General features: G+C 61.4%; 24 protein-coding genes and 1 pseudogene. 4 read left to right on the top strand and 21 right to left on the bottom strand.

Going from position 1 to position 24,723, the window contains the following annotated elements:
* On the bottom strand, nt 1-915 hold the full coding sequence (gene trbB, locus AC0L3U_RS24745) for a P-type conjugative transfer ATPase TrbB (protein WP_354128520.1): 915 nt from the start codon (nt 913-915) through the stop codon (nt 1-3).
* A 427-nt stretch (nt 916-1,342) separates the two neighbouring features.
* On the opposite strand from trbB, the gene AC0L3U_RS24740 reads away from it, so the two are divergent.
* Nucleotides 1,343-1,594, top strand: a complete 252-nt coding sequence (locus tag AC0L3U_RS24740; RefSeq protein ID WP_473363552.1) for a helix-turn-helix domain-containing protein — start codon at nt 1,343-1,345, stop codon at nt 1,592-1,594.
* Nucleotides 1,594-2,913, top strand: a complete 1,320-nt coding sequence (locus AC0L3U_RS24735; protein ID WP_473363551.1) for a type II toxin-antitoxin system HipA family toxin — start codon at nt 1,594-1,596, stop codon at nt 2,911-2,913. Before AC0L3U_RS24740 ends, AC0L3U_RS24735 begins: the two co-directional genes overlap by 1 nt.
* 10 nt (nt 2,914-2,923) lie before the next feature.
* On the opposite strand, the gene AC0L3U_RS24730 is transcribed toward AC0L3U_RS24735, so the two are convergent.
* The 12 genes and pseudogenes from AC0L3U_RS24730 to AC0L3U_RS24675 form a co-directional block, all read right to left on the bottom strand.
* Complete coding sequence (locus tag AC0L3U_RS24730) at nt 2,924-4,258, bottom strand: MFS transporter (RefSeq protein ID WP_473363550.1); 1,335 nt, start codon at nt 4,256-4,258, stop codon at nt 2,924-2,926.
* 111 nt (nt 4,259-4,369) lie between these two features.
* The gene (locus AC0L3U_RS24725) at nt 4,370-4,798 is read right to left on the bottom strand and encodes a CopG family transcriptional regulator (protein WP_473363549.1); all 429 of its coding nucleotides are present in this window, start codon (nt 4,796-4,798) and stop codon (nt 4,370-4,372) included.
* 6 nt (nt 4,799-4,804) lie between these two features.
* A complete protein-coding gene (locus tag AC0L3U_RS24720) occupies nt 4,805-6,790 on the bottom strand; it encodes a conjugal transfer protein TraG (protein ID WP_473363548.1) in 1,986 nt (661 codons plus the stop codon).
* Nucleotides 6,791-6,830: 40 nt separating this feature from the next.
* Nucleotides 6,831-8,594 carry a relaxase/mobilization nuclease domain-containing protein gene (locus AC0L3U_RS24715; protein WP_473261813.1) on the bottom strand — a complete coding sequence of 588 codons (1,764 nt, stop codon included), beginning with the start codon at nt 8,592-8,594 and terminating at the stop codon, nt 6,831-6,833.
* Between the two features lie 250 nt (nt 8,595-8,844).
* Entirely contained in the window at nt 8,845-9,531 is a 687-nt protein-coding gene (locus tag AC0L3U_RS24710; protein WP_473363547.1) for a lytic transglycosylase domain-containing protein, read from the bottom strand.
* A 206-nt stretch (nt 9,532-9,737) separates the two neighbouring features.
* A complete protein-coding gene (locus AC0L3U_RS24705; RefSeq protein ID WP_473363546.1) occupies nt 9,738-10,250 on the bottom strand; it encodes a S26 family signal peptidase in 513 nt (170 codons plus the stop codon).
* Nucleotides 10,247-10,711: a DUF2840 domain-containing protein gene (locus AC0L3U_RS24700; protein WP_473363545.1), complete on the bottom strand. Its 465-nt coding sequence runs from the start codon at nt 10,709-10,711 to the stop codon at nt 10,247-10,249. Before AC0L3U_RS24700 ends, AC0L3U_RS24705 begins: the two co-directional genes overlap by 4 nt.
* 289 nt (nt 10,712-11,000) lie before the next feature.
* A pseudogene (locus AC0L3U_RS24695) lies at nt 11,001-11,883 on the bottom strand (replication initiator protein A).
* A 21-nt stretch (nt 11,884-11,904) separates the two neighbouring features.
* Nucleotides 11,905-12,186, bottom strand: a complete 282-nt coding sequence (locus tag AC0L3U_RS24690; RefSeq protein ID WP_018454787.1) for a helix-turn-helix transcriptional regulator — start codon at nt 12,184-12,186, stop codon at nt 11,905-11,907.
* A 132-nt stretch (nt 12,187-12,318) separates the two neighbouring features.
* Complete coding sequence (locus AC0L3U_RS24685) at nt 12,319-12,759, bottom strand: DUF2285 domain-containing protein (RefSeq protein ID WP_473363544.1); 441 nt, start codon at nt 12,757-12,759, stop codon at nt 12,319-12,321.
* A 139-nt stretch (nt 12,760-12,898) separates the two neighbouring features.
* Nucleotides 12,899-13,093 carry a transcriptional regulator domain-containing protein gene (locus tag AC0L3U_RS24680; RefSeq protein WP_473261803.1) on the bottom strand — a complete coding sequence of 65 codons (195 nt, stop codon included), beginning with the start codon at nt 13,091-13,093 and terminating at the stop codon, nt 12,899-12,901.
* 165 nt (nt 13,094-13,258) lie between these two features.
* Nucleotides 13,259-13,531 carry a DUF2285 domain-containing protein gene (locus AC0L3U_RS24675; protein WP_473363579.1) on the bottom strand — a complete coding sequence of 91 codons (273 nt, stop codon included), beginning with the start codon at nt 13,529-13,531 and terminating at the stop codon, nt 13,259-13,261.
* A gap of 209 nt (nt 13,532-13,740) precedes the next feature.
* Between AC0L3U_RS24675 and AC0L3U_RS24670 the strand changes: the two genes are divergently transcribed.
* Nucleotides 13,741-13,968 (top strand): helix-turn-helix domain-containing protein, encoded by a 228-nt coding sequence (locus AC0L3U_RS24670; RefSeq protein ID WP_219685726.1) that lies wholly within the window; start codon nt 13,741-13,743, stop codon nt 13,966-13,968.
* Between the two features lie 54 nt (nt 13,969-14,022).
* Here AC0L3U_RS24670 and AC0L3U_RS24665 read toward each other — a convergent pair whose 3' ends face one another.
* From AC0L3U_RS24665 to AC0L3U_RS24640, 6 genes are all read right to left on the bottom strand, one after another.
* Nucleotides 14,023-14,343, bottom strand: a complete 321-nt coding sequence (locus AC0L3U_RS24665; RefSeq protein ID WP_473363543.1) for a DUF736 domain-containing protein — start codon at nt 14,341-14,343, stop codon at nt 14,023-14,025.
* Nucleotides 14,344-14,892: 549 nt separating this feature from the next.
* Complete coding sequence (locus AC0L3U_RS24660; protein ID WP_473363542.1) at nt 14,893-15,252, bottom strand: hypothetical protein; 360 nt, start codon at nt 15,250-15,252, stop codon at nt 14,893-14,895.
* Nucleotides 15,253-15,385: 133 nt separating this feature from the next.
* Nucleotides 15,386-16,309 (bottom strand): DUF2493 domain-containing protein, encoded by a 924-nt coding sequence (locus AC0L3U_RS24655; RefSeq protein ID WP_473363541.1) that lies wholly within the window; start codon nt 16,307-16,309, stop codon nt 15,386-15,388.
* A 331-nt stretch (nt 16,310-16,640) separates the two neighbouring features.
* Nucleotides 16,641-17,702 (bottom strand): DUF7146 domain-containing protein, encoded by a 1,062-nt coding sequence (locus tag AC0L3U_RS24650; RefSeq protein ID WP_473363540.1) that lies wholly within the window; start codon nt 17,700-17,702, stop codon nt 16,641-16,643.
* Complete coding sequence (locus AC0L3U_RS24645) at nt 17,702-17,938, bottom strand: hypothetical protein (RefSeq protein WP_473363539.1); 237 nt, start codon at nt 17,936-17,938, stop codon at nt 17,702-17,704. Before AC0L3U_RS24645 ends, AC0L3U_RS24650 begins: the two co-directional genes overlap by 1 nt.
* 107 nt (nt 17,939-18,045) lie before the next feature.
* The gene (locus AC0L3U_RS24640; protein ID WP_473363538.1) at nt 18,046-18,996 is read right to left on the bottom strand and encodes an ArdC family protein; all 951 of its coding nucleotides are present in this window, start codon (nt 18,994-18,996) and stop codon (nt 18,046-18,048) included.
* 1,558 nt (nt 18,997-20,554) lie between these two features.
* Between AC0L3U_RS24640 and AC0L3U_RS24635 the strand changes: the two genes are divergently transcribed.
* Nucleotides 20,555-21,664: a hypothetical protein gene (locus AC0L3U_RS24635; RefSeq protein WP_473363537.1), complete on the top strand. Its 1,110-nt coding sequence runs from the start codon at nt 20,555-20,557 to the stop codon at nt 21,662-21,664.
* A gap of 48 nt (nt 21,665-21,712) precedes the next feature.
* Here the strand turns inward: AC0L3U_RS24635 and AC0L3U_RS24630 are convergent, their stop codons facing one another.
* Entirely contained in the window at nt 21,713-22,495 is a 783-nt protein-coding gene (locus AC0L3U_RS24630) for an enoyl-CoA hydratase/isomerase family protein (RefSeq protein ID WP_473363536.1), read from the bottom strand.
* A 132-nt stretch (nt 22,496-22,627) separates the two neighbouring features.
* Nucleotides 22,628-24,718 (bottom strand): molybdopterin-dependent oxidoreductase, encoded by a 2,091-nt coding sequence (locus AC0L3U_RS24625; protein WP_473363535.1) that lies wholly within the window; start codon nt 24,716-24,718, stop codon nt 22,628-22,630.
* Between the last annotated feature and the right edge of the window lie 5 nt (nt 24,719-24,723).

The following is a 24,723-nucleotide window of genomic DNA, read 5'->3' as shown; positions in this document are numbered from 1 at the left end:
TCAGTCTCCTGCTGATGAAAGGCTGTAGTCACCGGCGGCTCCAAGCCCCGAGACGATGGCGAGCTCGGAGAGACGACGGTCGGCGCCGCGCCCCGCAAGGACGGCGACGAGGTTGATGGTCTCGGCGATCAGGGCACGCGGAACCGTAATGACGGCTTCCTGGATGAGCTGCTCAAGCCGCCGCAAAGCACCGAGCGCGGTGCCCGCGTGAATCGTGCCGATGCCGCCAGGATGACCGGTGCCCCAAGCTTTGAGCAGATCCAGTGCCTCCGCACCGCGGACCTCGCCAACCGGGATACGATCGGGACGCAGTCGCAGCGAGGACCGAACGAGATCCGATAGCGTCGCCACGCCATCTTTGGTCCGCAATGCTACAAGGTTGGGCGCCTTGCACTGAAGTTCGCGCGTGTCTTCGATCAGAACGACCCGATCGGAGCTCTTTGCCACCTCGGCCAGGAGCGCATTCGTCAACGTTGTCTTGCCGGTCGATGTCCCACCGGCGACAAGGATATTCTTACGAGCGGCGACCGCACCCTTCAGGATTGTGGCCTGCTTCGAGGACATGATCTCTCTGGCGACGTAGTCGTCGAGTGTAAAGACGGCGACAGCGGGCTTGCGGATCGCGAACGCCGGAGCTGCCACGACGGGAGGCAAGAGACCTTCGAAGCGCTCCCCGGTTCCGGGCAATTCGGCCGAGACGCGAGGCGCGCCGGCATGCACCTCGGCGCCGACGTGATGCGCCACCAGGCGAACAATGCGCTCGCCATCTGCTGCGGACAAAGTTTCGCCTGTATCGATCAAGCCGCTCGACAACCGATCGATCCACAACCGCCCATCCGGGTTGAGCATCACCTCGATGATCGTTTCATCCTCGAGGTAGCTGGCAATCGCCGCGCCAAGCGCGCTACGCAGCATTCGCGCACCGCGCGAATTCGCTTCCGATTGGATGGAATGGATTGCCACCGACGTCCCCACCGAATGAGGACCTCCACAGCGGGCCCTCAGGTGGGGATGATTAGAAAGGGCACCAATGGGCTTGGCGCAACGAGCGCTTTCGGTGATCGTAGACTGGCGTAGAAAAAGAAAGACCGAGAACCGATGTTTGAGGCTTACTCAACCGCATCGGGTCGCTTGCGAGTTGCTGCTCACCACTCGGCCTCATCGTGAGCGCTCATAGTATGGCGCTATTCATTCAATCACTGCAACGTCCGCCTGCGGTGTGATCGGCCAAAGCGCTATACGCGATTGCGTATATCGATGTTCTATACGCGATATCGTATATTGCTCTATATACGCATCCCCGTATATTGACATTTTATACGCATTCGCGTATCAAGCTCCAATGGATACGATCGCTCGCACCCCGCAGCAGCTCGGCGCCGCCATTAAGCGGCACCGCCGGCAAAAAAAACTCACCCAGGGCGGCCTAGGCAACAAGATGCACGCGCGCCAAGCGACCGTCTCGAAGCTGGAGGCCGGCGAACCAGCGACGCAACTGCGCATCCTCATGGATGCGCTGGCCGCGCTCGACCTGGAACTGGTCCTCCGACCACGCACGAAGGTGTCGGCCAAAGCCATCGAGGATCTGTTCTGATGGGACGCCGTCCTATCCGAGCGCCTCTCAACGTCTACCTGAACGCTCGTCTGGTCGGGCGGCTGCGGCGGGAGAGCAGCGGCGCCATCGATTTCCAATACGACGAAGCCTGGCTGGGATGGGAGAACGCCATCCCGGTCTCGGTATCGATACCTCTACGCGAAGACCGCTATATCGGTGACCCCGTCATTGCGGTCTTCGATAACCTGCTTCCCGATAACGACGACATCCGCCGGCGGGTCGCCGAACGCGCGCATGCCGGCGGAGCCGATGCTTACAGCCTGCTTTCCGCGATCGGCCGCGACTGTGTCGGCGCCCTGCAATTCCTTCCGGATGGAACGGCACCTGGAGCGGCGGGCGCGATTGACGCTCGCGTCGCGAGCGACCAGGACATCGCGGCGATCCTTGCCAATCTCGCCAACAATCCGCTCGGCATCGGTCCCGATCAGGAGTTTCGTATCTCTCTGGCTGGAGCCCAGGAGAAAACCGCCCTTCTCTACTGGAAGGATAAGTGGCACGTGCCGCACGGCACGACGGCCACCACGCACATCATCAAACCGCAGATCGGCAGGTTACCGAACGGCGTCGACCTGACCCACAGCGTTGAAAACGAGCATCTCTGCCTGAAGCTCGTCGCCGCGCTCGACTTGCCCGTCGCCAAGTCGCGCATCGTTGATTTCGCGGGCCGGCGCGTGCTCGCCATTGAACGCTTCGACCGCACATGGGCTCACGACGGACGGCTTTTGCGCCTGCCACAGGAAGATTGCTGTCAGGCGCTTTCTGTCCTGCCCGGGCGCAAATACGAATCGGACGGCGGCCCGAGCATCCGAAATATCTCTGATCTCCTCAAAGGCAGCGATACGCCGGCGGACGACCAGGCGACCTTCTTTAAGGCACAAATCGTCTTCTGGCTTCTGGCGGCGACTGATGGCCACGCCAAGAATTTCAGCATCCGCCTCTCGCCCGGCGGACGATTCGTCCTCGCCCCGCTGTACGACATCATCTCAACGCAACCGAGCCTCGATGCCAAGCAGATCACGCAAAATCAGATGAAGCTCGCCATGGCGATCGGCAATAGTCGCCACTACGTGGTACACACGATTCTCGGCCGACATTTCGTCCAAACCGCAAAGACTTGCGGCCTGTCCGACAGCGTGGTTCGCCGTATCATCGAAGAGCTCGCGGATACGGCTGGCACGAAGATCGACGCAACGATTGCGAAGCTGCCGAAGGATTTCCCACAGGCGATGGCAGAATCCATCGCGACCGGCGCCAAGCGACGCCTCAACAGCCTCGTCACGACGGAGAGTGGCGCTTAGGTCGCGCGGGTCACCACTCCACCTCGCCGTCCGATTGCTCGCAGAAAATGCTTGCTTCGACCACGTCGAAAGCACTGACCAGCATGGTGGAAGGGACTGAATTCATCCAGGAAGCAAAGGATTGGATCCAAGGTACCGCGAACCAAACCAACGCCGCGATCTGTAGTGCTACGTTTAGACTGAACGCGACTTGATAAGCCGTGATCGACCTATTGTCATGATTCGTAGACCATTGCTCCAGGATCAGGCCGGTCGCATATTGTGCCAGAAATGCCCAACCAAAGTGCAAGACGTTCAAGGCGCCATTGGCACGGCCGGCAAGCTCTGACGGAAAGTAATCAGCCATCACGGCAAAGCTGACCACAGTTGCCGTTCCGATGATTGCGACAACCGACCAGGGCAAGATGGACGGCAGAGGTACTCGCAGGATCAAGGCTAACTCGGCCGCGATAAACAGCACGGCCACCATCGCGAATATCGTCTCAGCCGTGAGGCCTGTTCGTTTGACGTGATGGATGGTCATACCGAACAACCAGGCACTGCCGCTGAGAAAGATCGACATGATGAACAGCTGTCTGACGAGGCCTGCGCGATCGAGCCCCTCCACGTCTGCAAGCCACGGTGATGCCCACAATCCCTGCAGCGACCAAGCTGAACCAACGCAAGTCGCCGATAACGGGGCTATCCGCCAGAAGCGCCTGTCGCTGAAAACCGATCCCAGGGTGGCGGAGACTGGTACTTTCGATAGGCTAACGCGTTGTTCTGGAACTACAACATAGATGAGGATCGCTGTGGCACCTGTCGCAGCCGCCAGGACCACAAAGAGCTGCCGCCAGCCCATCCAAGCGAGCAAGTGTTCGACGGGAACTGTGGCGGTCACCGCTCCTAGTGATCCCAGCATGATCATGTAGCCGTTCAGCAAGGCGACTCGTTCCCTGGGGAACCAAAGGATGATGGACTTAAGTCCTGCCGTCAGCGCCCCCGCCACGCCGAGCCCGATCATCGCACGCGCGATCAAAAACGACACGAAGCCAGTCGATACGGCGAACAGTCCCGCGCCCAGTGCTGCGAACCAGAGCAGCGCGCTCTGGACCCGACGCGGACCAAAGCGGTCCAACAATATACCGACCGGGATCTGAGCGGCCGCGAAGACCAGGAAATAGACTGACGTAAGCAGTCCGAGGTTGGCTGACCCAAGCCCGGCATCCGAGCTGAGATGACTCACGATCAAGGCGTTGATCGTCCGAAACAGATACGAAAGATAGTAGCCAGCAGCAAACGGTAGAAATACGCGCACGGTGAGACGCCACGTCCTTGTAACTTGCATGCCGGCCTTCTTGCTCATCAACTCATTCGAGCCGATAGCGTGTCAGCTTTTTATAGGCTCGGCTAAATTGCTGCGGTCGTAGGCCGGCGTAGAAAAAGAAGGGTTCGCGCGATGGCGCATTGAGAGCGATCAGTCAGGTCCGCCGGCGGGCTCCTGACGGACGATATCTTCCGGTATCTCACGCAGAAAGCTCTGCCCCTTTTGCAAACGACGCCCGAGCGCCTCGACAAATCCTTCAAACCGCTCCCGGCCTTTTGCCTGCGCAGCCGTCTGCGCGTCGTTCGGTAGCGGTGGCGTAACCGTCAGCCAGAAACGGACGAAGAGAGCCAGCGTCTCGGCCGTTAAACCGACGTCTCGCTCCAGTCTCTGCAGCTGACGCGACAGTCGATCCAGGCGACGGGTAAACGCCGCCTCCCGCCTGTCCGATCCATCCGGCGACAGAAACGAAGCAACGGCCGCCTCCACGATCGCAGACCGGGAGAGCTTCTGGCGATCGGCCAGATCCGAGATCTGCTTCAGAAGCTCTGGCGGGAAATACACGTTCATCCGGTCGCGCATATTGCCTCAGAGCTCCATGCCGTCATTCGGGTCCATGGCGGCTTGACGGGCGACGCCGCGCATTTGCTGACGGAGAAGCCGGGACTGGCGAACCGCGTCCTCGTCGTCGTCAAGAACGACGGCAAATTCCTCGGCTGGCGTCGGTTCGGCCCTCTCCTTGGCGATCGCGACGTGATCGGGGAGTTCGGGCTCGCGACGAAGGCCGCTATTCGCCGAATCTTCCTTCGCTCGCCCCCTTTCGGTTGGAAGCGACGCCGGCTTGGGCGCTCCCAATGCAGACCATCCGTCCGTTCGCGGTGACCGGCCGGATGCGGCTGGATCGGGCGGCGGCAGGACCCGCTCGGTAAACCGCCGATCTTCATAGTACCGAGCCTTCCGAGCTCGAATCGGCGGCGTACCCGCCACCATGACGATCTCGTCCGACGGCGAAAGCTGCATGACCTCGCCTGGTGTCAGCAGCGGCCTTGCCGTCTCCTGCCGTGAGACCATGAGATGCCCCAGCCATGGGTTCAATCGGTGCCCGGCATAGTTCTTCATCGCCCGCATTTCGGTCGCCGTACCAAGCGCATCGGACACACGCTTCGCGGTCCGCTCGTCATTGGTCGCAAAGCTGACCCGGACGTGGCAGTTATCGAGGATCGCATTGTTAGGCCCATAGGCCTTCTCGATCTGATTGAGCGACTGCGCGATCAAGAAACTCTTGATGCCGTACCCCGCCATGAAGGCGAGCGCGGACTCGAAGAAATCGAGCCGCCCAAGTGCCGGGAACTCGTCCAGCATCATCAGGACGCGATGCCGGCGGTCGCGGTCGTGCAAGTCCTCGGTCAGGCGACGACCAATCTGGTTCAGCACCAGGCGGATCAGTGGCTTGGTCCTCGAAATATCCGACGGCGGCACCACCAGATAAAGCGTCGTAGGGCGGCTATCTGCGATCAGATCGGCGATCCGCCAGTCGCACCGGCAGGTCACCTGCGCCACGACGGGATCGCGGTACAGCCCGAGGAACGACATCGCGGTGGACAGGACGCCTGAACGTTCGTTCTCGGACTTGTTGAGGAGTTCGCGGGCGGTCGAGGCGACCACGGGATGAGCACCCTGCTCGCCAAGATGCGCGGTGGTCATCATCGCCTTCAGCGTCGCTTCGATCGGCCGCTTCGGGTCGGACAGGAAGGCGGCGATGCCAGCCAGGGTCTTGTCGGCCTCCGCGTAAAGGACATGAAGGATGGCGCCGACCAGAAGCGAATGACTGGTCTTCTCCCAATGGTTCCGCTTGTCGAGCGAGCCCTCGGGGTCGACCAGGACATCGGCGACGTTCTGGACGTCGCGAACCTCCCACTCTCCCTGCCGGACCTCGAGCAGCGGATTGTAGGCTGAGGATTTCGGGTTGGTCGGGTCGAACAACAGCGCGCGGCTATGTCGCGCGCGGAAGCCGGCGGTCAGTTGCCAGTTCTCGCCCTTGATGTCGTGAACGATGGCCGAGCCCGGCCAGGCCAGCAACGAGGGAACGACAAGGCCGACGCCCTTGCCGGATCGGGTGGGCGCGAAACACAGGACGTGTTCAGGTCCATCATGGCGGAGGTAGTCGCGGTCAAGCTTGCCGAGCACCACGCCATCTGGACCGAGGAGCCCTGCCGCTCGAACCTCTTCCGCATCAGCCCAGCGCGCCGAGCCATAGGTCTCAACGTTCTTGGCCTCGCGCGCCCGCCAGACCGACATGCCGATCGCCGCCGCGATCGAAATGAATGTCCCCGACGCCGCGATGAAGGCGCCCTCGACAAAGACCTGTGGCGCATAAGCATCAAAGACGAACCACCACCAGAAGAAGACTGGCGGGTAATAGACCTTGAAGCCCAGCAACTCGAACCAGGGCTGGCCAAGCTCCGGCTGCCACGCGAGCCGCCAGGCCGTCCACTCGGTCGCACCCCAGATGGCCAGCAAGACGATCAGGCCGACAACGATCACCTGACCCCAGAGGATCTTGGTTCCGGACATCCCAGACGACCTTTGTGCAATTAAATTTGGCGAGTTCAAGCTAGAGGCCTAGGTCGCGCTTGCGACCAAAACCCCATTCGATTCCGCCGCCGTCTTTCACGACGCCAGTGACGTGTTGGCCGAGCTTCTGTTCGAGTTCGCGCGACCAGGGCACGAGTTGGAAACCGAGCCCATTATCAATCATGGCGAAGCGTCCCGAGGTAAGCGTCAGCCGCCGGCGATAGGTGCCCGCCACGTGCTCTCCAGAGGCGGCGTTCACATGAGGCAAGCCGGTGTCGGCCGAGACTTTTGCAGCCACCTCGTCAAGCTCACGCCGGCGCAACGTATTCAGGAGGTCACGCTGCAAGATGATGCGTTGGCCCTGCCGCCGCGCCAGGCCCTCCTGGATCAGGTGCTCCGTACGGGCTTCCATGGCATCGCGGGTCTCGCGGCCGAATCCGCCCATGGCAAGCGGTATGGGGTCGCGTTCGACCAGCCTGTGGTCGAGCCAGGTCGCGCCCTTTGCGGTGACCTGTCCACCCAGATCGAGATCGGAGCGGGTCGCGAGTACCACGGTCGGCCGCGGTTCGCCGGCTTGACCGAAGCGTCGGACTTCGACGATTCCGCCGATGGGCGGTGCATGTTCGAAGGCCTCGATCCCTCGCAAGCGGACGTGGTGCGCGCGTCCGTCAGTTCCGTCTATCAGGGCATAAGCCTCACCCGTCAGCTCGTCGTGCAATCCGCGATCGACCAGGCGTCCGATGATTTGGGACGAAGGCTGTCCGCTTTCGATGACGAAGTCGGCAATGCCGCGCGCTTCTCCACGCTCGGTAAAGGCACAGTGCATGGTCTTGATGATGTCGCCGCGCATACCGAGGTCACGCAGGCTACGCTCGGCCTCGAGCCCGACCATCCATTCCCCCGGTGCGGCGGATGCGGCAAGGCCCATCTTCTCCAGGTGCTGAAGGCGGCCGACCATCAGGCGCCGGATCTCGGGATCGGACTTGCCCGGATTCTCCGGGCGAAGATCGACATACCCCGCCTCATCGGCCGCCAGCCGGATCTCCCGATCGAGCCGTGTCCATCGTTCAGCCGAAACCTCCCTCTCCAGTGAATTGCGGATCTCGTGCTCGGGTTTTGGGCCCAGTTCGATGGCGACCAGTTCCTCGGCGCGCGAGCGCAGGCCCTGGCTGATATAGTCGCGGGAGATCACGAGATCCGCCCCTTCCTCATCTATTCCCCGCACGAGGAGATGGACGTGAGGATTGTCCGTATTCCAATGATCGACAGCCACCCAATCGAGCCGCGTGCCGAGATCGGTCTCCATCTGCTTGGCAAGGTCACGGGTGAACGCCCTCAGGTCGGTCATGTCGCCGGCGTCCTCTGGTGAGACGATGAACCGGAAATGATGCCGGTCGTCCTTGCATCGGTCAGCAAAGGCCGCGCTATCGGCGCGGTCGCAGCCCTCATCGAACATCTCGGCTCTCTCGCCGCTTCGAGTCACGCCGTCGCGCTTCAGATATGACAGGTGGGCGGTCAGGGGGGCTGAACGGAAGGCTCGCCCTTTGTGCCGGACAACACGCGCCTTCACCACAACGAGCCGCGTTGGGCTGAACAATCTGGCGCGGCTGAAACCGAGTCTGCCGCGGCCAAACGTCGAGCGCCCATAAGCCGCCGAACGCCTGCCGGTCACGCTCTGCCCCGAGGTGTGCCCGGCTTTCTTCGCCGCACGCAGCACCTGGTTGATGAAGCTCTTCGGATTCGGCGAGCGCGTGTTGCGAATGCGCCCAGGCCGAATACGCAGATCGCTGTCGCCTGTTGTCATCCCCAGCGCTCCGAGCGAGCAAAAATGCCTACAGTGCCGAAAATCGTTCTGATTGCATTGTTGAAAACCGAAGGCGCGGCACGCGCCTCGACCGACCGGCACGCCAGGGCCCAAGCCATGTCAATGGCTTGCGGTTCGACCGGCGAGCCCCTTTTATCTCGCCGTCCTGCTGTCGTGCCTTCCCACTGCTCTCCCCATTCCCTCCATTCTTCTCCAGAGCACGCCAATGCATGCCAGCTTGCGCATTCAGTCATTGCGAGCCTCCCGCATCAGATCTCGCGACGAACAACCCTGCTGTCCGTGGCACAATGGCGGAGATGTCGTGAACCGAAGCGGCCGTCGGAGATAGGGTCGGCGAGCGCACAGGCTGCAGACGGGCAGCGGCTTTTGAGCTTTCAAGCCGCACAATGAAGATCGATCTCACCGATGGCCGCAGACTTGCAGCGCTGGAAATGGCAATGTCGCTGCCGATGCCGGGCACAAGCTTCTGCAAATAGGCCTGGGTCTCAGCTGGTAATGGACGGCCGGCGAGATGCTCTCCATAACGAGCAGGTCCCGCGTTGTAGGCTGCAAGGAAGCCTGGCGCACCGAAGCGGTCGCGCAGTTCGCGCAGGTACGCCGTACCTGCAAGGATGTTCTCTTGGGGATCGTAGGGATCGTTGCCGAGGTCGTACCGCAGACGCAGCTCCGCCCAGGTTTCCGGCATGATCTGCATCAACCCCATGGCGCCCCTGGCTGACTTGGCGCGCACCTCTCCGGCGCTTTCGACGTCTATGACTGCCAGTATCCAGCGCACCGGCATGCCAAAGCGACGCGAGGCCGCTTCAACGAAATCCGCAAATGAATTGTCAGTTCGATAACTCGCTGTGAGCTCTGCCGGTCGCGTCTCGGCGACAGCAGCAGCGTTACTCACAGTCAGTGCCACGAACAGGGGCACGGCAGCGCACAGGCTCCTCTCGAAAAAATGCAAGAGTGCCGGCGTGCTCGCGCCCGTCCAGGGTAAAGCCGCTTCGCGCCGGCCTTTCGGCCGGGCTGGACCGCCGCTGCGCGCGTCGGGTCTGCAAGCTTTGGTCGGGACGGAGGAATGGTCCTGCACTTGTTCGAACAGAGGAATGACAGAACGGAAACGTAGAACACGCACGATCACTCCTCCCGCGTCCACACCGGGAGGGCACGGCCGATCACGCCTGACGCCGGAAGAAATCCAAAATATCGGCCGTCAAGGGAGGCATCCGACTGCCAATTCATGAGAAAGAGCTCGCCCTCCCCGACGACTCGGCAGCCCTGCCATTTCGGCAGCGGCCGGCCGCGTCCGTCACGATCCCGGGCCTGGCCGACTTCAATTTCATTCACCGAAATAGTGAGACCGCTTCTGCAGACCGTCTGCCCCGGCAGCGCCAAGACCCGCTTGAGCATGGGGACGCCGACCGGCAGATAGCCGTTCAGGTCTAGAAAGGTCGCAAGTGGTTCCGGCGGCTGAATGGCGACCAGCTCTGTGACATGAAAGAGTTTTGCCGATCGCAAGCGATAGAGACCGATAGGTACGCTCGTCGATGCATTCCAGATGTAGAGCGGAAGCGGCTCCAGAAAGATTGTCGTGACAAGGGCGGCAACAACCACGAACGTCGTTATCAGCATGATGAAACGGCACGTCATCGCATCACCTTTTGACGATTAAACCAGGCCTGATGGCGCGCTTTCGTATACGGACGCGGATTCTCGTTCACGGACAGACGGTTGTGAACGTGATGCCAATGATCAGGAGCGACATCGGCGGGATCGATGCCGAGCGCTTCGACCGCATCGACCATCTGCAGCACTCGTTCGACCATCGGCCAACCGGAGAGCCGCAGCAAAATCTCTCCGCCCGGCTTCACATACGGCACGGTCGAGCAGCGCTGTCCTGGCGCGACCGCGCGCAAGATGTCAATCCGCGAGATGATCGTGCCAAAGTCGCTGGAGGTCCAACGGACGAAGGCAAAGATGCTGCCAGGCGCGAATGACAGTACACGCCGGTGACCATCAAGCTTCCGTTCATTGACGACGCGACCGAACCGAATGCGGTTTTCGATGCGCTTCTCGAGCCACAACACTTCCACTTCCGTGAGATCGCTCATGCGGCGGCTCCCTGACGCTGGAGCTGGTAGCCGTGGGCTTGAGGCTCGATGGAGAGTGTGCGTGGCCTGCAAAGGCAGGCTGAACTGTCGGACTGCCGTTGCCGAGCGCCGCCAACGTGGCTTTCGGCCTGCTCCCTTAGAAGAAATCCGAAGGATTTCTGGTTAGTAAAGTTAGACCAGCGGGAAGGCGCTGAAAAACAAGCTCTTAAGCTCGATTTCGGGCCCCGATAGCCCCAGTATCGTTTCTCCGATAGCACGAGGGTTGCGGTCCTCGATAGCACGAGCTGATTCACAGGTTGTCCTCCGAATTTGGAATGAGACCGCGGCGGCGCAAGCGTGCCGTTAAGGGATCAACAGGCGTAGGTGCGAAGTTCAGTCGCTCCGTACCGTTCGGATCGCGCGTGAGCGCGAGCTGATAGCCGCGCAATGTCTGGCGCTGGACGATCTGGCGGACGTCGTGAGCAAAGAGCTTGAGCGGCGAGATGATGCCGGACTTCGCATGGAGGGTGCACAAGATCAAAGCTCCAGCCGCCATCTTGGCATCCACCGTGCTTGCGCACGAGCCGGTAGAGCCACCGCTCAAGCCCGCCCGTGAGATCGAAATAGGCGCGATCGATCGTCAGAACGAGTGCTTCACCGATGACGCTGGCATAGAACCAATCCGGCAGGATCAGCTCGAGCCCAAATGGACGACCATTTGCATCGGCCGTCTCCTTCCACTCGCTGATCCAGGAGAAGCGATGCCGCCGGCGCTCTGCCGGCTGGCGGATCGAGGTCAGCACGGTCGTTGACTGAAGCCTGTCGAGACCGGCCTTGAAGTGATCATAATCTCGGGCGCTGGTGCCGCGGCCGACAAACGTCAGAATCTCGTAAGGCGTTGCAGCCATAAGGCGCGACGTCTTCAAGCCGGCGTCGCGCGCCTCGACGATCTGCGACGTGGCCCAGATCAGAACATCGGCATCCCAGATGGTTGCCATGCCGTGTTCCGGCACGGCCTCGACCCGAATTGCGATCGCGCCGGCACGGAAGTCGATCGGTGCAATCCGCTTCGTTTTTGCAAGCGAGAAGAAGGGATAAGCCATCAGATCCTGCGCATCGCGCGGCGCGAGATCCCCAGGGACCGCCCGAAAGAGCTCCAGCTGGTCGCGCTCGGAATGGTGTTTACGCCGCATGGTCACTGCTCTCGCCCGAGATCAGCGACGTTCCTGGCCCGCATATGGGCGCAGTACCGGATGCTTCTTGGCCGGCAGCACGGTCCCCTTCCCGGGGTCAGACGTCGACGTTTTGGCGCCGAGGTCAGCCCAGGCTTTCAGATCGTCTACGGCGTAGACGACGCGTCCGCCGATCTTCCGATACGTCGGGCCGGTGCCGTACGTGCGGTGCTTCTCGAGCGTGCGACCGGAAAGGCCAAGGTAACGCGCAGCCTCCGGTGTTCGCAGGAAGCGCGGAGGTAGACCGGCCGTCGAATCGGGCATTTGAGAACTCCAGGTTGACAGCGCACCGCGGATGGTGGCGCCGGCGTGTGTGCGGTCATCATGGAGAAGCGCGATCTCGGACGGGGATGCCGAATATCGGTGGGTCGATTTTCGACACCCCAAGGAACGGCGCTACTTGACCCTGCGCCTGGGCCGAAGCAGCTTGCGATAACCTCCGTGCACAAATGCGAGGCCGCTTTGTACAAGGCGACGGGTTCGGCTGCGCAGATCGTGTGTTTTCCAGCCACGATCCGATATGCGCGACTTGCCAAACAGAGCTTCTGCGATGCTGCGATAAGTCGCGCCGGCCAGATACGCGGTCACCGCGCGAAGGGCTGCGCACAGTCGTTCGCGCCGCTGTTTGGGCACGCGATGAAGCGGAGGTCCTGGCGTGTGTCCATTCATCGCGCGCCACAGCCGCGTGGCGGCATGCGCGCGCGCCTCCAAATCGCCGTCAAATGGCAACTCGGCCGCATAGCGAGCGCCTGCGGTCAGCGGCTGTTTCGACCAGATGCGATGCTCCACCGAACCGATTTGCAGCACGGCATGCCAGCCGTCAGCGGCACGGCGCACCTGACCAGATGCAAGATCAAGCGGCGGCGGAGACGTTGGGCTTTGACCAGGCGTTGAAGCGGTTACAGTGACCGGGACGACGGTCGGGAGAACCTCGGGCGCCCAAAAGATTGTCTGCTCGTGGAACGACCCCTGCGGGTCATGGGCGAAAGCAGAGGCCCCACCTCCTCCTGAATTCCTCGGTCACCTCGCCATCTGAGTTGTTTGCGATGATCGCATCGTAGTCACGTTGGTAGTCCACGTTCATACGAAGACCTACCCAGGCGATTTCAGTGATCTCAGCATTCTCTAGGCTCTTAAACGAATCCGGCGACCGCCAGTCGAATTCAGGCATTGCTTCCGTCCCCATTGCACTTAACGAACAAGGATTGCGGCGCAATAACTATAAACGAGGGGGTTGTAGGAAGTCCCTAGTTTGGCACCACGTGGTGCATGAAAATTACCACCGGTAAGCGGAAGAAAATCATTCTGACTGCAATCTCCAGCCAGCGATTTCCTTCTAGTTTGAGCCGGCGCCGCGTAAAAGACGTCCCTGCTCGGTGACCCATTTTGCGCGTGCAAGATGACTCTGATATGCGGTCCGCGCACGGTCCGGCTCTCGCTCTGGATCGATATGCAGGACGATTCGAGTGACCTCCTGCCAGTCCGCTCCCTGACCCTCCGCCTGCAAAAGGCGAATGTACGTGACGACATGCTGTTCGTCATAGGCCGTAAGCACCGCGTCATTCGGCGCACAGTCCGCCACGTCTGGATCGAGGGAGGGTTTCTGCATCATACCCGCTTTAAAACTCCCAGAAACTACGCCATGGTTTGGTCGCAATCCAGACCTCCGTTGCCCGTTAGAATCCTGGATGTTCATTCAGTAGATCGGCAGCCAAGGGCGGCCGCGCTCATGGCGTTGGGACAATGGATAGCACGTTTTGATACGAATAGGAACGATCGTTCCTAGAACGATCGTTCCGGCTCAGTTCCCATATCGCCATGGATCTCAAAGAGATCATGGCTGTGAACCTGCGTCGGAAGCGCCACGATCTACAAATGACGCAGGAGGAACTGGCCGAGCGCGCATGTTTAAGCGCGCGTTACGTCGGCGCCATCGAGCGCGGCGATGTATCGGCAAGCGTCACCGTGCTCGGGCAAATTGCTGAAGCTTTGGGGGTCGAACCGGGAGACCTGCTCAAAAAGGTTGCGCGGCTTAGCAAATCGTAAGCTGGCTCAGGTCAGCGCCCCGCCCGGCGGACCGGACGGGACTTGGCGGAGCGTCTATTCGCCGCTCTTGCGCGGCCGCGACCACAGGAGGGTGTAGCCTTCACCGCCTTCGTCATCGAACAGGTTCGCGTAGATCGGCGCGTTGAAGGAGGGATCGTCGAGCTTGAGCGAGAGGTAGTCGCGGCCTTCCTCCGAGCGCTTCGACCAAGCTGCACCGATCTCAGCCCGGCCCACATAGATGCGGTGGCTGGGAGCGTTGTCGTTGGAGCGGTTGGACTCGGCGACGATACGGACGCCCCTGGCTTGCAGGCTCAGGGTGACGATCTCGCCCTGGAAATCGTTGCCGACCTTCTTGAAGGAACCGATGTTAGCCATGTCACTTCTCCTGTTGTGTTTCGAGCCCGCGACCACCGCGGCCTCGATGGCGATCTAAAGGCCGAGGACGATCGGCGACGCACCCGTTCGGGTCGGAGCGCAGCGGAGGACGCCGTTGTTGCGACTTTCTTGCCTCGCGAGGAATGGGCGAAGCCCAGGGGAAGAAAATCGCATCAAAGGCGTTGCGGCTCAGACGATCGAGGCGCAGCCGGTCTTTGGCCAGATCAAGCCATCAAAGAGGCCACTTGGTCTGCGTGCTGAATCGCAATCTTGAGGAGAAGACTGGCGAATCTCGGTTCTGCTGAACAAGGGGTTGGTAGGATTCGGCGCAGAAAGAGAAACAATCTGCCGCAAAGGGCGGTATCGTCCCGGAAGGAATGATCGAACGGAGCGCCGCTCCGCCGCAGCTATGTGGGCCAGACAGAGACCGGTACGGCTTGCTTAAGCGCCCCGAGAGGGAACGCGGTTACCTCTCGCTCAAGCTCGTCGACCCCTCGTTCAACGTGACGCTCTGTGCCGTCTTGCTCGGCCGATGATGGCGACGAAGCCTCAACGCCCGTGCGCGGCGGCTGTGAGAACTGGTTCAGGCGCATTCTCCACCACCCCGGCCGACTCAAAAATCACCTGATAGCCGGTGATCGCTGCGGGGACCGCGAATACGGTTGCCATCGCAACGCGCAAGGTTAAGGACGGACTAACGGCGACGGCGACCTGACCAGCGGCAAGCGTCAGCGTGCCAGAAGCAATTCCGATAAGCAGTGCGCCGAAGACACCCGCGCCATGACGAAATGCCAACATCCCGACACTGAGTGCGACGAAGAACTGTAGCGCATACACCGCGAGCGCAAAAATGGCCCAGCAGAACAAGCCAATGCCGAGTGTGTTGAGAACAAGCCCAAGCGCGAGCATGGCGGTGGCCCCATGTGCATGGATCTATCAATCGCGCCTTCCACCACCACCACGGCGCAGTTTGGATGTAAAAACGAAACGAGGCGGAGTTGCGGCGAGCAACTCCACCTTGGCGTCTTCGAGGCGACGGCGCTCATGCGCCGCCGAACTTCCAGACGGGAATGCCGAGCCGCTTCGCCTTATCGGCGAGATTGTCCTGAATTCCCGTGCCCGGGAAATGCATGACGCCGATCGGCAGGAGTTCGAGCATCGCATCGTTGCGCTTGAACGGCGCTGCCTTGGCGTGCTTCGTCCAGTCGGGCTTGAAGGCGATCTGCGGCACCTTGCGGTTGGTCGCCCATTTGGAGGCGATCATTTCGGCGCCTTTCGGCGACCCGCCATGGAGGAGGACCAGGTCGGGGTGCTTGGCGTGAACCTTGTCGAGGCGGCCCCAGATGAGGTTGTGGTCGTTGAAGTCGGGCCCACCGGTGAGTGCGATTTTCGGTCCGGCTGGCAACATGACCTCGGTCTCGGAACGACGCTTGGCGGCGATGAAGTCGCGGGAGTCGATCATTGCCGCGGTGAGCGTTCGGTGATTGACCAATGATCCCGACCGCGGGCGCCAGGCTGAACCGGTGTGGACCTCAAATTGTTCGATGGCCTGGTCGCGGAAGAGCTCCAGGCAGTTGCGGCGCTCGATCAGCGTTATGCCTTCGGCCGTCAGGCGCTCGAGTTCGACCGATCGCACTTCCGAGCCGTTCTGCTCGCGTTGGCTCTTATGCTGCGCTTGTTCGTTGTCATCGAGTTGCCGTTCGATGCGTTCGACGGCCCTATGGAACAGGTTGACCGTCGACCAGAGCAGATCGTCAAGGTCGGGCTCAAGCCGCGTGTCGTTCAAGGTCGCAACAACGGCGTCAAAGATATCCGCGACGGCGACGGCGATCATCTTGCCTTCCGGTAGCGGTCTCGGATCGGGCTGGTCGTCGAAGGGACGATAGCCGAAGAGCTGTAATTGGGTGAGCATGTGGTCGGTCGGAGACGAGGCGTGCTGCGGTTCGATGTCGTCATGGTCGGTCATGGGAAGAGGTCCTTTGCCGGATCGGCCGCGACCATCGCGGCCTTCGTGGCGATCCTCTGACGGCGGGCGGAACGGGCCAGCACCCGACAGGGCCGAAGCGGCAGCGGAGGATGGCGGAGGCCGGCTATTTTGCTTCGCGATGCAAAGCGCGCGGCCAACTGCATGATGTGTCTTCACATCGCTGGCGCGCGGCGGAAAATAGCCGGACGTTAGCCATTGCCGGCCCGGGCCGCTTGCCGTCCGATCGCCCCCTAGAAGGCCGAGGTCGCGTCCTCTTCCGGTATTGACCTCGCCTATGACCGGCCTATCAACGTCGATCGAAGACCGGGAGCTATTCCGCGGCCACCGTCGACGAATGCAGGAAGTGAACGACATCCTCTGGCACAAGCTGAAACCGCAGAGTTGCTCGGACGGCATCGAGACCAAAGACATGCAGATCTTCGTTGAAGTCGCCCAGCCGGGGCGACAGCGCGATCGCCTCAATGCCGGCCTCTGCTGCGCGCTGGCTGAGAGTTGCCAGCACCGCATCACCGGCGGCATCGGCATCGCGCACAATGTAGAGCCGGCGCAGGCTAGACGGCAGCAGCATGGCTGAGAGGTGATTGGCCGAGAGTGCAGCAGCCATAGGCAAGGTCGGCAGCACGCAGCGCAACGAAAGCATCGTCTCTATACCCTCGCCGGCAGCGAGCACGTTGTCCACCACGCCGAACCGAACGGCATTGCCGAGAAGATCGCCCATGGCCCGTCGTGGCGTGTCGACCGGAGCCTTGCCGAGCCGAACACGATCGAATCCGTCCGGATCGAGCCAAGTCCGGTGCACGCCGGTGATCCGACCATCAAGATCCGTGACGCGGGCGATCATCGCCGGCCAGGTTTCAGTCGGCAAATGCTCGTCGGGCCTATAGTAGCAACGTGGGTGGAAGCGCAGGCTGCCATCATGGTGGACGCGGGTTATTCCGCGGCGCTGCAGGTACGTTTCAGCCAGTGTCCCCTCGATCGGGCTGGATATCGCAAAGAGCCGACTGGCGGCTAGCTGCGATCCGGGCGGTACGGCTGGGGGAATAGGTCTTGGGGCGGGTTTCTGCTCAGAACGAGGCAGGTTCAAAAAGCGCCTCGCCTCCTCGGCGACCTCACGAAAGTCTCGCAAAGCCAGAGTTTCGCGGATGATGTCGAGGAGATCACCATGCGCGCCGGTTGCAGCATCGGTCCACTTGCCCGCCGCTCCCTTCGGCGATTCCTGGAGCCGCACAAATAGTGAGCGGCCCGGGTTGTTGTGGACGTCGCCGACCACCCAATACCGCCCCGTCCGCTTGCCATTGGAGAGATAGTGTCGGCATACCGTCTCCGCCTCTCGCGCGAGGCGGCGTGCCAGTTCGCAAGGTTGGCGGGACATCAGGCCGCCTCCTGCCAACTGGCACCTTTGATCGGATACCGGTCGCGTACCTTCGACAGCATCTCTATGCCGCTTGCGTGCATCCCCACGCGGAGCTTACAAAAGGTGATCTCTCTAAAGAGGCCGTGGCCTCGCAAGCTCTTGCGCAACTTGGACTTGGATCCCGACACTTCGATGCGCTTTCCACGGATCATTCCGACATCGGCCGACTTAATTTTTTGGACAGCTTTGGGCATGCGATGCTCCACGACGGGCAGCCGGGAGCCTTTCTCTCGGCCTCCAACCCGTCACGGAAACGACCCTGCCCCTCTTACTCTTGTGCCCGCAGCCACCGAGCAGAGCCTCACGCCGCCTGCTGGTCCTCCGTCGGCATGACGCCGACGGGTTCTGGAAGAAAGCCAAGGAGATAATCGGCAACCTTGCTGGCCTTGGAGGCAGCCCGGATAATGGCGCGATTGTCCTCGCGCAAGACTTCAAGCCATGAGCCGATGTAGTCGGCATGCCGCACCGTCGGCACGATGCCGAGCGAGGCGCAACTGAACGCAGACGAGATTTCCGCAACCAGCTCCTCAAAGGCATACTTCTTGGTACCGTAGCTGCCTGACAGGTCACGATTGAGACGCGATGGATGGCCACTGGCATGCGCCAGCTCGTGGAGGGCCGTTCGATGCCAATTGATTGGTTCAAAATAGGCCTGCGAAGGCGGCACCTGCACATAATCTTCCGTCGGCATATAGAAGGCACGGTTGCCGCCGATGCGGAAGTCGATGCCGGTCGCCTTGATAAGGTATTCGACCTGCGGCTCGATCAGGCCCGGCGGCGGGGGTGGCGCCGTTGTCGCGATCTCTGGAGGCAAGCCGTTGCATTGATCACAGTTGAAGACTGTGAACTGCTTGAGGAACGGAATGGCCTGCGCTTCCTCGCCGGTCTCATGTACGCGGCGCTTTTCGCAGGCAGGCACGAATCGGTTGGCATAGACGACGGTCGTGCCGCGCTCGCCCTTGCGGACGTGACCACCGAGCGACAGCGCCTGGCGGAAGGTAAGCCAACTCTGGCCTGTAAATCCGTGTTCGGTCGCGGCACCCCATAGAACTAGAATGTTTATGCCGCTGTATTGGCGGCCGGACGCCGCGCTCTTCGGCAAAGCCAAAGGCGCCTTCCCCGCCGCGGTGCCCCAAGGCTGGACCCACGGCACTCGGCCAGCCTCCAACTCGGCGATGATCTTGTTGGTGATGTTGTCATAAAGGTTGGCCCGGTCCTTACCGGTGCGCGCGTGAGGATAATATCTGGACATCGCGGGTCTCCGCGACGGGGACCGCGAACCTCTCTCGCAGCCTGTAACCCGTCATGGCAAAACCCGGCCGACACTCTGACTCTCCTCCTACTTGAAGGAATGCGAGACCTGTGACGCAGCCCGCCTTCCATCGTATCTTCATGGGAATTGAGTTGAGCTACCGGGCCGCAGGCCTCACGAGGCGTGCGCCAGGCGCGCATCGCCTCAACGGAAAATGGCACCCGGAAAGCGTGAGCATAGCGACCCGAAGGGGCACGCGGGTCCGAGTGCAGCGACGAGACCGGTTCAATAGCGGCACCCGGGAACGGGGCAGTGATAGCGGTCGCTGCAAGGCGAGCCCCTTTTCCGAGTGCCCCCGGCGAGGAGCTCCGCTATCCCTGCGCGAGGGATCGAAGCCGGATGGCCGAGACGCAGCGCGGCTCGGTTCACAAGAGCCCGTTGCGGCGCAGCCGCACGCGCGCAAGCGGGAGAACTCGCCAGGGCTTGACCAGAGGACCTCGTTTCGTCGATTGAATCGTCGGCGCGTCGAAAAGTCTCTTAGTCCCTATTTACCGATCCCGGCGAAGTTCGGGTTGCATTCCGCCTTGCATCGTCCATCCGGCTCAAGTGCATCAGGAGAGGCCTGCAGCTCCCGGAGATCTGCAACTATTCAGCCCCAATACGTGAGCGACAATTGAACCATTTGAACAATGGCCGGCCGAGCAGTACTCAGCCCCCGCAATCATAGCCTGCTGAGTTCAACCCGCACGTCCAAATTCCGACGCCCGAAAGCGATCCGAAGGCTTCGATACGAGTCTCCCATCGGACCTGTCGGATTGACTATTGATCTATCATCCAAAGCAGTTGCCTGCCTGCTACCGGCCCCTGCTACACACCCAAGGCTTCCTTTTCGCGCGCCAATCCAGCCCTTTCCCGCCCGGGCGCGCTTCGCAGTAGAGGTGCAAACTCTTTGGCCGTAACACTCCGCTTAATCCGCGATCTGAACTCTCGCTCCCCCGATCAGGGGCGAAGAGCAATCTGGATCGACCAGATCCCCTCTCGCTCGTCAGTGAAATCAGCACATGTTACACCACGGGCATTCAGCAGTTAGATCAAACCGCATGGGCTCGCCGCGCACCGCACTACCTGCCCGCTACCCTCTCGCTAGAACCTGGCCCACGATGATGAGGGCGGACATGGCCGCCGCCTACCTTGACTTTGTAGACACGAGCGAATTCATGCGCGCGATCAGCCGAGGAGACGCCCCCCCACCAATCGGCTTTCGCGGAACAGGGCGCCTGCGCCAGCCAGTTTGGTCGAGGGCGACTATGGATCACTTCGCAGCGTCGATCGGAAAAGGAGATCTTAAGCAGGGGGAAGATCTTTTATGCCTGGTGTGATATCGCTTGGGAAGGCACCGCGTCTGCCTCGGTATTGTCGCCGCAAAATATTGGCGAAGAATAGAATAGCCTACTATTTTGAGCCCCCAACCTGGGCTCGTCGACAGGGCTGCGATTTAAACTTTGAAGCTCTGGGCTGCGATTACACAAGTGCCGTCGAGCGGGTGGAGAAAGTTCTCTTGCCGGCGTTCGACAGTTGGCACTCACGGGGTCTAAGCGACATCGTGCCGGCGACTATCGAACCCGGCACGTTCGATTGGCTCGTCGGCGTCTTCCAAGCTCACCAGAAGTGGACAGAAATCGAAAGCGCTACACAGCGGCACTACACAAAAAGTCTCGCGCTGTTCGCCAATCACGAGCTGAAAGATGGAAGTCGCGTTGGGTCTAAGCAGCTGTCCGATTTCACCAAAGCGTTCGTCGACGCAGTTTATCGAAAATTAATGTTCGTGACGAAAGTCGGAAACAGTGGAGAGGTCGTCGTTCGCGAGCGCCGTCGCTATGTAAATATGGCTATGGCGTCCTGCCGCCGGGCTTGGTTCGTTGGTCAGCGTGCTCAAGAAAGGATTGTACCGGCGACCAATCCGTTTTCCCGGATGGGATTAAAATCTCATCCGCCCGGGCGGCCGATAGAGCCCACACCGACCGCAACTTGGGATGAACTCGTCGCCTTCAGAGCTGCCGCGAGAAGGCTTGATTACCGCTCGATCGCAACAGCTGCTCTACTTTCGTGGGAGTGGCTGCAACGAGAGCAGCACGTTTTTGGCGCCTTCGACATTTCGCACTATCGCCCCAGCGAGCGGCCAAATAGCGTCAGAATCGTGCATCCGAAGAATGGAGAGGAGGCCTGGTGGCCCCTAACGGACGAAACTGGCGCCCCTCTCTTCCCTGAACTTATGGAGGAACTTGACGAGATCAAAAGGACCACCCTCTCCGGCCTGGTATTCCGGCGTGACCATGCGCATCGTCAGTCGGCAATCCCGCTACCATGGATTACCCCGCGCAAGGATCTCCGCTATCTACGTAGCGTGGTAAAAACAATTATCACAGAGGCTGGCCTACGTCAGGAGCTTTCTTTTCGGTCCTTCCGACACGGAGGATTTACTGAAGGCGCCGACAGCGATCTCACGGATGCAGAGTTGCGTGCGGCTGGCCGTCATAGATCAAGTCGCCAACTGCCAACCTATGCTAAGCGGACTGGCAGGCAGTTGATCATTGCCACAAAAAAGCGTCGCGAGGAGCGGGCAAGATCTCTGCTTATTCGGCTCAACTCCAATCTCTCCTCGGAATAAAGGCACGTCGGCCGACGGCAGCGCCGACGAATGCGCTGAAAGGATCGCCTATTTTCCCGTCCATACCGGCTTGCGCTTCTCGTTGAACGCTTTCAGCCCTTCCCTGGCGTCCTCGGTCATCGCGAGCAGCGCGATCTGGCTTTCGGTGTAGGCGATGCTCTCGTCGAACGACATCGAGGCGATGGCGCGCATCGCGTATTTGCCGCGGCGGATCGCGGTCGGGGATTTATCGACGATGCGGCCGATCAGCCAGTCGACCTTGGCGTCCAGCTCCGCCGCGGGCACGACGTAGTTCAGCAGGCCAGCTGCCAGCGCTGCCCTCGCGTCGAACGGCTCGCCGGTCAGCGCCCATTCGTTGACAAGGCGAGGTGGCGCGATGGACTGCAACAGGCTCAACACCTGCATCGGGAATACGCCGACCTTCACCTCCGGCAGGCCGAAGATGACGTGATCGGCGGCGACGGCCATGTCGGTCATGCAGAGCAGGCCCATGCCGCCGGCCATGCAGACGCCGCCAACGCGCGCAATCGCGGGCTTGGTCGCGTTCTGCGACAAGCGCAGGAGGTCGGCATAGTCGACATTCGGCTGCGAATGATCCATCGCGAAAGCCGCGCCGGAGTTCTGCAAATCCGCGCCGGCGCAGAACGCCTTGTCGCCCGCGCCGGTCAGAACGATGATTCGGACATCCTTGTCGTCATGGGCGTCGCGATAGCCACGCGTGATGCCGGCGATGACCTCGCCATTCAGCGCGTTACGCTTCTCGGGCCGGTTGATGGTGATCCAGAACGCCTGCCCGCGCTTCTCGGTGATCACGGCTATGGTGTCGGTCATGGCACGCTCGCTTCCTTGGCTCCCGTTTAGCGGCCATTTGCGGCAGCTCGGGCCGAAGGTGCAAGGGCAAATTGCGGCGCGGCGCCGCTTTAGCGCCTCGACACAAACTTGTAACGTGATCGAAGCGCGGGCTCAGGCCGCAACCGCTTTCCTGATCCAGACCTTGTTGTCGTGGAAAGCGGCGCCGCCGATCGGCGCGATGGTGTCCGCGCCCGTCAGCATGTTGATGCCGCGCTCACCGATATGGTTCTTGTTGGGATGAACGGACTCCGCGATCAGCACGCCGCGCCGCACGCCTTCGAACAGTTTGGCGATCAGCGTGGTCTCGCCGCGGGTATTGCCGAGCGTCACGGCATCGCCATCGGCGATGTCGAGCGCGGCCGCATCCAGGGGATGGATCATCACGCTGGCCTTGCCCTCGCGCGCCTGAGAGGACGGCGTCTCGTTGAAGGTGGTGTTGAGGAAGCTGCGCGACGGGCTCGTGGCAAGCCGGAACGGATGGGCCTGGTCGGAATGCTCGATCACCGCCCAATGGTCCGGCAGCGCCGGCATCTTGTCGAAGTCGCCCATCTTCTGACCGAACGGCGGATGCGCCCAATCGGCCTTGAAATGGAATTTCCTGTCGGCATGGGCGAAGCCGTCGAGATAATGCGACGTGCGGAAGTCCGGCTGCAGGTCGCGCCAGAGATCGGCTTCGAGGCCGGCAATGTCGCCGTGGTCGCTGAGCTTCAGCGTCGCGTCGATCAACTCGCGCGGCGTCAGCTCGAATCCCGGATGCCTGGCGCCAAGCCGCGGCGCCAGCGCCTGCAGGACCTCGTGGTTGGAGCGGCATTCCCCGGGCGGATCGATCAGCTTCGGTCCGACCGAGATGTGCTGGTGACCGCCGCCGTAATAGAGATCGTCATGTTCCATGAACATCGTCGCCGGCAGCACGATGTCGGCCATCTCGGCCGTCTCGGTCATGAACTGCTCGTGCACCGCGACGAACAAATCCTCGCGCGCAAAACCCTCGCGCACCAGCGCCTGCTCCGGCGCCACCGTCATTGGGTTTGTGTTCTGGATCAGCAGCGCCTTGACCGGACCCCTGCCGTGCAGGGCGTTGGCATCGCCGGTAAGGATGCGGCCGATCTGCGACTGGTCAAGCGCGCGGATAGTTGGGTCGATGGCGTCGTGACCTTCGATGATGGATTCGTTGAAGTGCCACAGCGCGTAATTGTTGAAGAAGGCGCCGCCGCCTTCATATTGCCAGGCGCCGGTCACCACCGGAATGCAGTTCGCGGCATGCATCTGCGCCGCGCCGTTGCGCGAGCGGGTGAAGCCATAGCCGAGCCGGAAAAAGGTCCGCTTGGTCTCGCCGACCAATTTGGCAAAAGCCTCGATCTCCGCCACCGGCACGCCCGAGATCGCGGACGCCCATTCGGGCGTGCGCGTCTTCAGATGCGCCTCGAGCTCGCCAGGGCAATCGGTGTACTTGTCCATATAGGCGCGATCAGCATAGCCGTCGCGGAACAGGACATGCATCACGCCGCAGGCGAAGGCACCATCGGTGCCGGGCCGCAGGATGATCTTGATATCCGCCTGCTTCATGGTCTCGTTGTCGTAGATGTCGACGGCCGCGATCTTGGCGCCGCGCTCCTTCCGCGCACGGGCGGCGTGCGTCATCACGTTGACCTGGGTGTTGACGGGGTTGGTGCCCCAGATCACCACCAGATCGGACAGCGCCATCTCGCGCGGATCGACGCCGGCGATCTTGCCGGTGCCGATCGCGAACCCGATGCGGCCGACATTGGCACAGATGGTCTGATAGAATCGCGAATATTTCTTCACATGCGTGAGACGGTTGAGGCCGTCGCGCATCACCAGCCCCATCGTGCCGGCGTAATAATAGGGCCAGATTGACTCCGCGCCGAATTCGCGCTCGGCCTGGTTGAAGCGGTCCGCAATCTCGTCCAGCGCCTCGTCCCAGCTGATCCGCGCGAATTGGCCGGAGCCCTTCGCACCCGTGCGGCGCAGCGGATACATCAGCCTTTCAGGATGATGGATGCGCTCGGCATAACGGGCGACCTTGGCGCAGACCACGCCGGCCGTATAGGTCTGCTTTTTCGAACCGCGGACACGACCGATGCTGCGTCCCTCGACCACCTCGACATCGAGGGCACAGGCCGACGGGCAATCATGCGGACAGGTCGAATGGCGGATTTCGATCTTGGCGTGCTGGTTCATGGCCA

It is taken from the genome of Bradyrhizobium sp. Kon69 (genome assembly GCF_055807515.1).
This window is presented reverse-complemented; position numbering and strand designations above follow the sequence as displayed.